This window comes from Companilactobacillus paralimentarius DSM 13238 = JCM 10415 (assembly GCF_001434985.1).
In the GTDB taxonomy this organism is placed as follows: Bacteria; Bacillota; Bacilli; order Lactobacillales; family Lactobacillaceae; genus Companilactobacillus; species Companilactobacillus paralimentarius.
Genome location: NZ_AZES01000154.1, coordinates 1 through 12,539 on the forward strand (window position 1 = coordinate 1; position 12,539 = coordinate 12,539).

Consider the following 12,539-nt stretch of genomic DNA (forward strand, 5'->3'; position numbering starts at 1 on the left):
TAGAGATTAAAAAACTGGTATTGATTATTCATCAATACCAGAAAGTATAGAACCAATAAAAACAGGTTGTCAATTGACAACCTGTTTTTATTTACGATTTTTTTCTTGTTTGATTAATTTCATATATTTAGGAATGGCCAACATTCTTCCAAATCTTGTTGGTTCAGTGATTAGACGGTAGAACCATTCTAGACTGAGTTTTTGGAATACTTTAGGGGCACGCTTCTTAGTACCAGAGAAAACATCAAAACTGCCACCGACACCAATCCAAATAGCATCTGCCTTTTGACGATACTTTTCGATGAAGTATTCTTGCTTAGGGTATCCCAACGCTACCAAAATAATATTAGGCTTCTTTTCTGCAATTTCGTCAACAATTGGGGCATCATCTTTAAAATAGCCGTCATGATAGCCAACTAGATCAACTTGAGGATAATCTTTTTCAATTTTGTCAGCAGTAGCTTTGATTACTTCTGGTTTAGCACCTAACAAGTAAACTTTTAATTGTTTGCGGTCTGCTGCTTCAATTAAATATTTTAATGTATCAAAACCGGTAATTCGTTCATGTAGAGGAGTGCCTAGGCTTTTAGCTCCCTTGATAATACCGATTCCATCAGGAATTACATAGTCAGCGTTATTAATGATTTTTAAAAATTTGCTGTCTTTTCTAGCTGAAAGGACAATTTCAGGATTAGCTGTTACGATAAACTTGTTTGCTTTAGTATCTAAATCGTAGTCTAAATATTTGTGAAATTGTTTTTCGGTAAAATCATCAAATTCTGTACCTAAAATATCTACTCTATTTTTGTGCATAGCATTCTCCTTTAATGTATTATTATACACGAGAAAGATTAATTTGAGAGGTGTCAAAATGCGTGTTTTACATATCAATGCCGGTAATGAGGACGGCGGAGCTCGTACATATATAGTTAGTTTAATGAAAGGTCAAAAAATAATAGGTGAAGAAAGTGCTTTATTGACTTTCCAAGAAGGTCCTGTTTCTAAAATGGCACGTGAAAATGGTTTGAATGTTGCGGTCATGCCACAGAAACAACGTTTTGACCTTTCTATTTTGAAACCACTAGCAAAATATATCAATAATAATGATTTTGATATTGTGCATACGCATGGACCACGCGCCAATTACATTTTTTCTTTAATTCGTAATAAGGTTCATGCTAAATGGGTAATTACAGTCCATTCTGACCCTCGTATTGACTTTTCTGGTGTAAGAGGTCAAGTTATGCTCAGATTAAATCTGCATGCCTTAAAACGTGCTGATTTGTTATTTTACGTAAATCCTGATTTGGAAGAATACTTTGAATCTTTGAAAATAGATTCTAAAAAAACTTTTGAAGTGTTCAACGCTGTTGATTTTTCTAACGCTAATCCTAAATTTAATCGTCATTCAACATTCAATATTTTGGAAGTTGCACGATTGGTTGAAGTTAAAAACCATCGACTTTTGTTGAATGCCTTAAGTAAGGTTAAATTTAATTACCGTTTGACTTTAGTGGGTGATGGACCATTAATGGAAGAACTTCGAAAGTTAACTGTTGATTTGGGAATCGCTGAAAAAGTTGACTTTGTTGGGTTCAAAGAAAATACTGGTGATTTCTATCAGGATTGCGATGTATCAATTTTGACATCTAAATCAGAAAGTATGCCAGCTGTTTACCTGGAATCGGCTGCTAATGGAAAACCAGTTATTGCAACAAATGTTGGTGCTACGGATAAAGTTATTAATAATGAAAATGGCTGGTTAGTGGAATCAGATAATGAACAACAATTGATCGAAGCACTTAACGATGCTCATTCTTATTGGAAAGATGGCAATTTAAGTCAAAAAGGGATGGCATTGTATCAAGAAGTAAGAGATAACTACTCGATTGAGAAATTAGCTGAGAAAGTAAATGATGGGTATGAAGCGACTTTGAAGGCTAATTAGAGTAAAATAAGACCGTGATATCAAATAAATAAGGGAGTAATCATGACTCAATTTCAAGATGAAGATTTAACATTGCATACTGATTATTATGAATTAAATATGATGTATACATACTGGAAGAAAGGTTTGCACAATCGTCGTGCGGTTTTTGAAGTTTACTTCAGAAGTTTACCCTTCGACAATGGCTTTGCAGTATTTGCAGGTCTGGAACATGTTGTAGATTACTTGAAGAATCTCAACTTTTCTGATTCAGATATTGAATACTTACGTGAATATGGGGAATATGACGAAGAATTTTTACGCTGGTTGAAGGACATGCAATTCAGTTGTACAGTTCGCTCAGCTCTAGAAGGAGACCTGGTTTTCAATGAGGAACCAATTCTTCAAGTGGAAGGTCCATTGGCTCAATGTCAGTTGATTGAAACAGCTATTTTAAATATGGTTAATTTTCAGACATTGATTGCTACTAAAGCAGCTCGTATCAAGACTGTCTGTGGTGATGATCCAGTTATGGAATTTGGTTCGCGTCGTGCTCAAGAAGTTGACGCAGCTATTTGGGGAACACGTGCAGCTTATATTGCTGGCTTTGATGCTACAAGTAATGTTCTAGCTGGTAAGTTGTTTGGTATTCCTATTTCAGGAACTCATGCTCATGCCTTGGTTCAAACATATCGTAATGAATATGATGCTTTTAAAGCTTATGCCACAACTCATAAGGATTGTGTTTTCTTAGTTGATACTTATGATACTTTGAAGAGTGGAGTACCAAGTGCTATCAAGGTAGCTAAGGAAATGGGTGACAAGATCAACTTTTTAGGTGTCAGAATCGATTCTGGTGATATGGCTTACATCTCTAAGCGTGTTAGAAAGCAACTTGATGAAGCTGGGTTCCCCAATGCTAAGATCTATGCATCAAATGATTTGGATGAAAAGACTGTACTTAATTTGAAGATGCAAGATGCTAAGATCGATGTTTGGGGTATTGGTACAAAAGTTATTACAGCTTTTGATCAACCAGCTTTGGGTGCTGTTTATAAGCTAGTAAGCATTGAGGATAATCGTGGTAACATGATGGATACCTTGAAACTATCAAGTAATGCAGCTAAGATTTCAACTCCTGGTAAGAAACAAGTTTGGCGTATTACTAACAATCGTAAGAACGATAAATCCGAAGGTGACTATGTAACATTCTGGAATGAAGATCCTAGAGAACATAGTTCACTTTATATGTTCCATCCACAATACACTTATATCAATAAGACTGTTGAGGACTTCCAAGCTAAGCCATTGTTACATGATATTTTTGTTGATGGTAAATTAGTTTATGATCTACCAAATGTCAAAGATATTAAGAAGTATTGCATGTCCAACTTGGATTCACTTTGGGATGAGTATAAACGTATCTTGAATCCACAAGTTTATCCAGTTGATTTATCTTCAAAGTTATACAGTCATAAGATGAAATATATCGAAAAGATTCGTAATGACGTAAACAATATTAGATTAGGTGACTAAAAAATGAGACCATTGCAAAAAGAAATTATTGAATTTGAACATACAAAACCTGAAATTGATCCTGAAACAGAAATAAGACGTTCGGTTGATTTCTTGAAGAATTATGTAAAAGAACGTAGTTTTTTGAAGACGTTAGTTCTTGGTATTTCTGGAGGGCAAGATTCAACTCTAGCTGGTAAATTATCAGAAATAGCTATGACTGAACTTCGTAAGGAAACAGGCGATAACAGTTATCAATTTATTGCTGTACGCCTACCTTATGGAGAACAAGCCGATGAATCGGATGCCATGCAAGCAATTGAATGGATGAAAGCCGACAAAGTCGTGCGAGTTAATATTAAGGATAGCGTTGACGCAATGGTTAAGGCGGTTGAAGCCAATGATTTAAATGTTTCGGACTTTAATAAGGGTAATATCAAAGCCAGAACTAGAATGATTGCTCAGTATGCGATTGCCGGTGATAATAAGGGAGTTGTTGTTGGAACAGATCATGCTGCCGAGAATATTACTGGATTTTATACTAAGTATGGTGATGGAGCTGCTGATGTCACACCATTGTTCCGTTTGGACAAACGTCAAGGTAAGTCTTTACTAGAGAAACTTGATGCACCAAAGAATCTTTATGAAAAGGTACCAACGGCTGATCTTGAGGAAGATCGTCCTAGTTTACCAGATGAGAAGGCTTTAGGAGTATCTTATAAAGATATTGACGATTATCTTGAGGGTAAGGAAATTGATCCTAAGAGCGCTGAAATTATTGAGAATTGGTACAAGAAGACGGCCCATAAGCGCCGTTTACCATATACAGTTTTTGATTAATTATAGTAATAATAAGACGAATTAAATTTGAGGGCATTCAATTCTTTGAATGCCTTTTCTTGTAAGCAATTCTATGTGTTAGAATTAAGATGTATTATATGTATATTTTACGAAGAGGTGTTTAACAGTGAACAATAATTTAGTTTCCCTTATGAAACCATCTGTTGTTGCAATTAAGCAACAGGAGATTTTTAAATTCAATGCGCGCGCCAAAAGTATTCCGGGTGCGGTTAATATGACTGTTGGAGAACCTAATTTTCATACCCCAGAGCATATTAAGCAAGCTGCCATCAAGGCTATTAATGATAATGAAACTCATTACACAGTCCCTGAAGGTAATCATGAACTTTTGAACGCTGTTTCTAAGTATTTGCATGATAAATATGGTTTAAATTATGATCCTAAAACCCAAATCGTGGCTACAACAGGTGTAACTGAAGGTGTCTTTTCGGCCTTCAATGCAATTTTGCAACCAGGTGATGAAGTTTTGATACCATCGCCAGCCTTCACTATTTATGGACCTGACGCTAATTTTAATGGTGCTTCACCAGTTTATATCGATACATCAGAGACTGATTTTAAGGTAACGCCTGAGGTATTGAGTGAAGTTCTGAGAACTAATCCACGTATTAAAATTTTTCTATTCAACTATCCAAGTAATCCTACAGGTGTTAGTTATACTGAGGATGAATTGGTTGCTTTGGCTGAAGTTATTAAAAAACATAATATTTTTGTAATAAGTGACGAAATTTATAGTGAATTGACTTATAATTTTAAACATATTTCATTTGGAAATATTCTTCCTGAACAAACAATTTTATTGAATGGTTTATCTAAATCTCATGCCATGACTGGTTGGCGTTTTGGTGTTGTTTGTGGTCCGGCTGAAGTTGTTTCTCAAATTAACAAGATTCATGAGTTAGCAACAACTTCAATCACCTCAATTACTCAATTTGCAGCCTTAGAGGCTTATAAGAATGGTTATGAAGATCCATTCCCAATGCGTGAAGAGTATCAAGCAAGACGTGATAGACTATTAGCTGGCTTGAATAAGCTTGGCTTTGAATGTCCTACACCAGATGGTGCCTTTTATCTATTTGCCAAGATACCTGAACAATATGTTCAAGATGATGTGAAGTTTGCAAATGACTTACTTGATAAAGAACATTTGGCTATTTTACCAGGTAGTTTCTTTGGAATTGGTGGGGAGAATCATTTGAGATTTAGCTATGCTACAAGCATGGAGGATATTGACCAGTGTTTATCCAAGTTAGAAGATTTTTTAACTTGGGAAAAAAACGATAGTTTAGAGGAAAAGTATGTTAAGCAAGTTTAAAAGTATTATTAGCAAATTAGTGCTTATTTGCGTGGGGATCTTTACTACTGTAGTTTTTGTACAGATGGGTGGATTTTTTACACTAAATTATTTAAAACCAGAACCAGTACTAGCAATACTGGTTTTTCTTTGTGCAATTATTTTCGTTGCTGGAGTAGGTTATCTGCTGTATCGAATTCGTGATGACGATAAGAATTTAAACAGATTGGTTTTACTTAGCATGTTAGCTATTTTCTTTGTGGTAGCGATAATTTGGTTAAAAGTAGTTCCCAAGACGCAGATCAGCGATTTCGGAGAGTTTTGGAATACGGCTCCTAGAGCTTTAGCCGGAGGTAAAATTTTTAGTTATGATAACGATTATTTTGCCAAGTGGGCTTATCAAACAGGCTTCTTAGTCTACGTTATGACGGTTGTTAAAATTTTTGGTCAGCATGTTATTGCTATCCAATTGTTGAATGTGATTTACCAAGTATTAATTTTGTATCTTGCCTATTTAATTTCAATGCAGATTTTTAATAAAGTTAAGATGGCACGTTTAACGGTCTTTCTACTGATGATTGATCTAGACTGGTTTGCCTTAAATAGTCAATCTGATAATCAATATATCGGAATGCTTTTGTTCATGTTGACATTTTACTTGATTATGCAAAACAAATATTGGACTTATGCTTTAGCGGGAGTAACTTTAGCTATTGGTAGTATTGTTCGTCCAATTGGACCAGTAATTATTGCGGGTATCTTGGTTTATGGTTTGCTATATATGTTTATTGCTAACGATAAGTTCTCTTGGATAGGACTTGGAAAAATAGTAATGACATTGCTTATTTATCAAGTTATATTTTCTGGAGCTAGCTTGGCAATTAAGAGCTCTGGTTTGAATTCTTACGGATTAACTAATCGTGATTCAGAGTGGAAGTTTGTAGTTGGATTAGACGCCTATTCAGGTGGATCATATGATCAAAAAATGGTAGATCGTTTTGACTTACAAGAGAGTCGGGCCAAAATGAGTGCTAAAGAGCATAAAATCATTCATGAGAATATTAGTAATCTTAATGCTTCCCACGGTTGGTTACGCTTGTTTTGGGCCAAGAATCGTACACTTTGGGCAGGACGCTCTATGGCAATTGATTTCACAGAATTTGGCAAAATCCATTCGTTAAAGATGGATAATTTAGTGAAGCTACTAGGATATATGGGAAGTATCATGCTGATTATCTTTTCTTGGATCGGCTCGCTGAGTCTGTTTAAGCAAAAGATTGATAATAAAGTTTTTTTGATTTTATTACCATTGATGGCCTACGCCGTTGTACAATTATTAATTGAAGTTCAGGGTAGATATCGACTTGAATTCTTGCCAGTGATTGCTATCTTGGCTGGAGTTGGTTTGTATAACTGCTTTGATTGGATCAAATCGAGACAGGAGAAGAATTAGATGTCTGATGTATTTAAATTGAGTATCGTTGTCCCATGTTATAACGAAGAAGAAGTTTTGCATGAGACCACTAAGGAATTGACTGCTATTCTTCAAGGCTTAGTGACTGGCGATAAAATTTCTAAAGATAGTAAAATTGTTTTCGTTGATGATGGTAGTAAAGATAAAACTTGGTCGTTGATTTCTGAATTTTCTAAGGAGTATCCATCTGTCTCAGGCGTTAAGTTGAGTCGTAATTTTGGACATCAGGGTGCGTTATTAGCAGGCGTAACGACTGCTTCAAAGGATTCTGATGCCGTTATAACGATCGATGCTGATTTACAAGATGATGTTAATGCTATTCCTAAGATGGTTGATGAGTATTTGAATGGTGCTGAAGTCGTCTATGGGGTAAGAAATAATCGTGATACAGATACGGCCTTTAAGAGAAGTACAGCTGAAATGTTTTATCGCTTCATGGGCTTCTTAGGTGTCAATTTGGTTCCAGATTCTGCTGATTATCGTTTGATGAGTCAACGTGCCTGTCAGGTTCTGTTAAGTTATCGAGAACGAAATTTGTTTTTACGTGGAATAGTTCCACTAGTTGGATTCAAATCGGCTAAAGTTTATTATGCTCGTAAAGAACGATTTGCTGGTGAGTCTAAGTATCCGTTAAAGAAAATGATTAAGTTTGCTATGGATGGAATTACTTCATTTTCAATTGTTCCTATTAAGATGATTATGGGATTAGGATTCTTCATTGTTTTGATCAGTATTGTACTGTTGATTTACAGTTTAATTCAAAAAATCAACGGTAATGTGGTCAATGGTTGGTCATCGCTAATGATATCTATTTGGGCACTTGGTGGTGTACAATTAATTAGTATTAGTGTGATCGGTGAATATGTTGGTAAAATCTTTAGTGAAGTTAAGCAAAGACCAAGATTTACCATTGAAAGAGATATTTATACTGAAAAAACACAAGAAGAAAATAAGAGGTAACGCTTATGAATGCTGCACAAAAAAGAGCCATGCAATATGGTAATTTGATTAACAATACTGTTAATACGATTCAAGAAGAACAAGATAAGTTGAATCCAGAGTTTGAAAAAATTCGTGGGGCATTGGATCGTAGTAAAGTTGATCAATTAGATAGTGTTGAATACACTAGAATTCAAAAGAATTTTACTGATGGTACAAAGAAATATCAAGAAACTTTAGCCAAATTGGAAAAAGGTAAAGCTCCTGCAAGATTAATGGGAACACATATTACCTTGGTTTCAGCTTTTAGAAAGTATGTTGAAGCTTGTGCTGAGATGACTGAAAGTATCGGTGATGATAAGAACATTGATCGTCATAAGTTTGATGAATCAGAAAAAGGTCAAGATGAAGCTATGGATAAATTCTCAAAACTAATTCAAAAGTTAACTAACTTGGCTTAACATGAATAATTCAGATTTAAATGAGTTAGTAAAAAAGGTTTCCCAGGAATATTTTGGGAAACCTTTTATTCATCAAGCATATTTTAACGTCCGTCTCAAAACAACGGGTGGACGTTTTCACCTGAAAGATCGAAACATCGATATTAATCCTAAGATCTATCAGCAATTTGGTTACGACACTTTGGTTGGTGTTATTAAGCATGAGCTGTGTCACTATCATCTTTATAATGATGGATTGCCAGCCCAGCATCGTGATCATAGTTTCAAAATTCTTTTAAAACAAGTCGGTGGCTTGAGATATTCACCTATTCAAAGCCAAACAAAGAAGACTTATCATCTTTATCAGTGCGTTAAATGTCAGACACAATACGTCCGTGTTAGAAGAATCGATACTAAGAGGTTTGTTTGTGGTAAATGCCATGGGAGACTTGAGTATTTAAGAGATATTAAATAATAATCTTGATAATTTTTTTGATTATATGTATAATATTCTCTGTTGCATGCGGGTATGGCGGAATTGGCAGACGCGCAAGACTAAGGATCTTGTGGAGAATTATCTCCGTGGAAGTTCGAATCTTCTTACCCGCACTACTAAAGTAGTTGGACGATTGTCTGGCTGCTTTTTTTGTTTCTTCGGTGCAAAAAGTGTGCAAAAAAATATCTGACCAGATAATTAAAATGGTCAGATATTTTTTATTTGGTTTGAAAATTGTCTAAAATTTGACGAACTTCATCAGTTGATTTGGCGTTCATCATTTTATTGCGTAAATCAGTAGCTCCTAATTCTGGACGAGCATAAATCTTAAAGAAACGTTTCAATGATGGAAAACGTGGTACATCGTAATGTTGAGAAAAATCATCAAAAAGATTTAACTGTAAACGAAGAAGATCTAGTAATTCGTCTAAAGAATGATCTTGTGGTTCTTTTTCAAAGGCAAACGGATTAGCAAAAACTCCACGACCAATCATAATACCATCGAGGCCAGGATGTTTTTTGGCCAAATCGACACCCGCTTGAAAATCAGGAATATCACCATTGATTTGCAGTAACGTGTTAGGGGAAATTTCATCACGCATTTTTATCAAATCGTCAATAACTTCAAAATGAGCGGGAACCTTGCTCATTTCCATTTTCGTTCTTAAATGAACGGTTAGAAGTTCAACATGTTGCTCAAGTAGGTGGGGAATCCATTCCTTGTATTCTGCTAATTTACTGTAACCCAAACGAGTTTTGATACTAACAGCTAAATCGGAATTTTTGGCTGCAGCGACGATACCATCGATTTTTTCGGGATTACGAATTAAGAAGGTGCCACCATGATTCTTGATGACAGTTTTATCTGGACAGCCGGTATTAATGTCAATTGCTTTGAACCCTTTATCTCTTAGAGCCAGAGCACCACTTTCAAAATCTTCAGGAATATCGCCCCAAAGTTGGACTACGGGATAATTTTTTTCACGAGGATCGATATACAAACGACCATCAACTGGAAATTTAGTGGTAGGATCAGTAATTCCTTTGGCATAAATAAATTCACTAAAAAAGACATCTGGAGCGTAGGCATGGGCAATTACTTGTCTGAAGACAGTATTACTAACTGCTTCCATCGGTGCCATTGAGAAGAAAGGACGTTTTTCTTCTTTGGCTCGATTAGCTATTTGTGACCAAAATGTTTTCGTCACGATTGGTTCCTCCTTATTAAAATCACAATATACTTATGATACTAGTTTCTAATTTGAGACGCTAATATCTCAACTTGGATAATCTTAGCCTGTAGGCCAATTATTGTAAATAAAAAATTAATTCGACAAAATTTTACAAAATGAACATTGGAAAGCTTGTATTTTATGAGTTTTAATCGAAATTTATAATAAAAATTATTTAGAACTTAATATATTTATTTTTAACAAATGAATATATTTATCGATGAGGTGTTATAGTAATATTGATAAATATCAATATTAGATAGATGGGAGTGTTGTTCTTGTTTCTTGGATCTATTATTTATAATAAAAGACGAGAAATGAATTTGACGCAAATTGAGCTTGCCAACGATATTTGCACTCAAAACACTATTAGTAAAATTGAGAAACACAATATAGCACCAACAGTGAATATTTTAATTAAGATATGTCTCAAGTTAAATTTGTCATTGAATGATGTGTTCAGTGATTTTGCTGATAAGAACTCGGATAAAGGTGAGAGCATTTTAGATAAAATTGAAAAAGATGCTTTGATGGGTGAGTTAACAGATATCGATAACAAGTTGTCGGCTTTGCAAGGAAAGTTGAATAATAATGATATGAAACAATACGAGTTAATTACGGGTGTTGTTGATTATCAAAAGAATAATATCGACAATTCACTTTTCACTTTGGACAAAGTTTTACAATTGACTAAGTCAGCGGATAATGATGTTTATACATTGTTAGCATACTTGTTTAAAGGCCTGGGTTATTTGAGTCAAAATCATGTTGATCGAGCACAATATTATTTTCAAATGATCAGTGATGCATTGAATGAAAGTACCGATATTCAAAATGCCAATGAACTAGAAGTACTTTTTGTTTGCAAGACGCTTGCCAACTCTTATAATGCCATGAAACTTTATGAGAAAGCATATCAATTCAGCCGATGTGGATTGAATTATGCCCAGGAAAAACATATTTCTTATTTCCTTGATGAATTGAATTATGATGCAGCTACAGCTGTTAAAAATAGTGACAACAGTTCAGAAGAGTATGAAGATTATCTCAATCTTGCTTACTATTTGGCAAAGGCTAATCATAATGAGAGCTTATTAGCTACTATAAACCGTTAGAAATATTTTAACGGCTTATTTTTTTTGCAAATATTTTTTAGCAGAAATTGTACATATTTTTTTGTGAAATATGTTTAAACATATTATAATAAGCTTGGTCTAAGGAGACTAAGGAAGTATAAATTATGAGAAGAAAGTTGTTAGTGAGTGTTGTAGTTGCACTAATGAGCTTTGTTTTTTCAATTTTATCTGTCCAAAGTGTCAAGGCTGAATCTGTAACTAGTGGTAGTTATGTCGAAGTAGATACAAGTAAAGCCGAGCTTTACAATTCATTAGGCCGAAGACTTGATATTTATGAGCCAAAAAATAGCGATTGGTACCTTGGTAAAATAATTGAAATTTCTGGGAAGGATTTTTATCAAGTAGCTACAGATGAGTATTTAAGTGAAGAAGATAGCTATGTCTACCACAATAGACCGGAAATCGTTACTGTAACAGATGATTCTGATGTACCGGTTTATAATAGCAAATTAGTTGAGAGTACTAGCGTTGCATTAGCACCTGGAACATCTTGGTATTCTGACCGTGTTATTTACGCAGCTGGTGGAATGCCATTTGTTCGGGTGGCTACGGATGAATACATAGGAATGTGGTATGTTGTTCAACAAAAGTTTGTACAAAGAATTTAGTTTTTGAGAAAAAGGATGCCCATTTTTATTAATGGAACATCCTTTTTTTTATAAAAAAATCTTATATTTTAATAATGCCTTTAGACCAGTCTGGAATATCGCTTATATAAAAAAATTCATAAAGCTATATGTCATTAGAGGTAAATATTTGTTGAAAATTTTGCCGAATCCTTGTACTATTAAGTTGCCTATAAAATGCCGATAATAGATATAGGCAAATGTGTGAATTTAATATAGATTTATTTTATATACAAGAATCAATCTTATGTATGCTATTTTTATGCCAAAAAATAGCGGGGAAAATATTTTATTAGATATAGTGAGGAAAATATCATGAAGAAAACAATCGCCTTTTTTAGTATGTGCATTATTAGGAAGTAGTTTTGCTGCAGCAACTGCAACGACAGATGTTAACGCTGAATCTGTAACTAAGGGGAACTATGCTGAAGTTACACAAACTACTAATATGTATGATCAAAATGGTAATAAGACCGATACTTCCGTTCAAAAGAACAGTACATGGAAGGTAAATAAATTACAAAAGATCAATGGAAATGATTATTTCGAAAATTACAAGAACAAGTTAGCCACTTGTCCAAAAAATAAATACGAAATAT

At 34.5% G+C, this 12,539-nt stretch carries 12 protein-coding genes and 1 tRNA gene; 11 read left to right on the plus strand and 2 right to left on the minus strand.

The features are described 5' to 3' along the window. Window positions 1-87 precede the first annotated feature (87 nt). The gene (locus FD33_RS11445; RefSeq protein WP_025085926.1) at window positions 88-813 is read right to left on the minus strand and encodes a WecB/TagA/CpsF family glycosyltransferase; all 726 of its coding nucleotides are present in this window, start codon (window positions 811-813) and stop codon (window positions 88-90) included. Window positions 814-871: 58 nt separating this feature from the next. Here FD33_RS11445 and FD33_RS11450 point away from each other — a divergent pair, with 58 nt between their 5' ends. The 9 genes from FD33_RS11450 to FD33_RS11490 all read left to right on the plus strand — a co-directional run bounded on the left by FD33_RS11450 (window position 872) and on the right by FD33_RS11490 (window position 9,059). Then, window positions 872-1,948 carry a glycosyltransferase gene (locus FD33_RS11450; protein WP_025085925.1) on the plus strand — a complete coding sequence of 359 codons (1,077 nt, stop codon included), beginning with the start codon at window positions 872-874 and terminating at the stop codon, window positions 1,946-1,948. A 42-nt stretch (window positions 1,949-1,990) separates the two neighbouring features. Further along, window positions 1,991-3,463, plus strand: coding sequence for a nicotinate phosphoribosyltransferase (locus FD33_RS11455; protein ID WP_034544354.1), 1,473 nt, complete (start codon window positions 1,991-1,993; stop codon window positions 3,461-3,463). 3 nt (window positions 3,464-3,466) lie between these two features. Continuing rightward, window positions 3,467-4,282, plus strand: coding sequence for an ammonia-dependent NAD(+) synthetase (gene nadE / locus FD33_RS11460; RefSeq protein ID WP_025085923.1), 816 nt, complete (start codon window positions 3,467-3,469; stop codon window positions 4,280-4,282). Window positions 4,283-4,433: 151 nt separating this feature from the next. Beyond that, on the plus strand, window positions 4,434-5,618 hold the full coding sequence (locus FD33_RS11465; RefSeq protein WP_056955989.1) for an aminotransferase class I/II-fold pyridoxal phosphate-dependent enzyme: 1,185 nt from the start codon (window positions 4,434-4,436) through the stop codon (window positions 5,616-5,618). Window positions 5,619-5,682: 64 nt separating this feature from the next. Beyond that, complete coding sequence (locus FD33_RS11470) at window positions 5,683-7,050, plus strand: hypothetical protein (protein WP_227005272.1); 1,368 nt, start codon at window positions 5,683-5,685, stop codon at window positions 7,048-7,050. Further along, window positions 7,051-8,031, plus strand: a complete 981-nt coding sequence (locus FD33_RS11475) for a glycosyltransferase family 2 protein (RefSeq protein WP_025085921.1) — start codon at window positions 7,051-7,053, stop codon at window positions 8,029-8,031. Window positions 8,032-8,036: 5 nt separating this feature from the next. Beyond that, a complete protein-coding gene (locus FD33_RS11480) occupies window positions 8,037-8,471 on the plus strand; it encodes a hypothetical protein (RefSeq protein ID WP_025085920.1) in 435 nt (144 codons plus the stop codon). Between the two features lies 1 nt (window position 8,472). Then, a complete protein-coding gene (locus FD33_RS11485; protein ID WP_025085919.1) occupies window positions 8,473-8,925 on the plus strand; it encodes a SprT family protein in 453 nt (150 codons plus the stop codon). Window positions 8,926-8,973: 48 nt separating this feature from the next. After that, window positions 8,974-9,059 (plus strand) — tRNA-Leu (locus tag FD33_RS11490). A gap of 105 nt (window positions 9,060-9,164) precedes the next feature. Here FD33_RS11490 and FD33_RS11495 read toward each other — a convergent pair. After that, window positions 9,165-10,157, minus strand: a complete 993-nt coding sequence (locus FD33_RS11495) for a tRNA-dihydrouridine synthase family protein (protein WP_056955987.1) — start codon at window positions 10,155-10,157, stop codon at window positions 9,165-9,167. Window positions 10,158-10,441: 284 nt separating this feature from the next. Here FD33_RS11495 and FD33_RS11500 point away from each other — a divergent pair, with 284 nt between their 5' ends. Both FD33_RS11500 and FD33_RS11505 read left to right on the plus strand, forming a co-directional pair. Then, the gene (locus FD33_RS11500; protein ID WP_081784578.1) at window positions 10,442-11,293 is read left to right on the plus strand and encodes a helix-turn-helix domain-containing protein; all 852 of its coding nucleotides are present in this window, start codon (window positions 10,442-10,444) and stop codon (window positions 11,291-11,293) included. Window positions 11,294-11,418: 125 nt separating this feature from the next. After that, entirely contained in the window at window positions 11,419-11,922 is a 504-nt protein-coding gene (locus tag FD33_RS11505) for an SLAP domain-containing protein (RefSeq protein ID WP_056955988.1), read from the plus strand. Window positions 11,923-12,539: the final 617 nt, after the last annotated feature.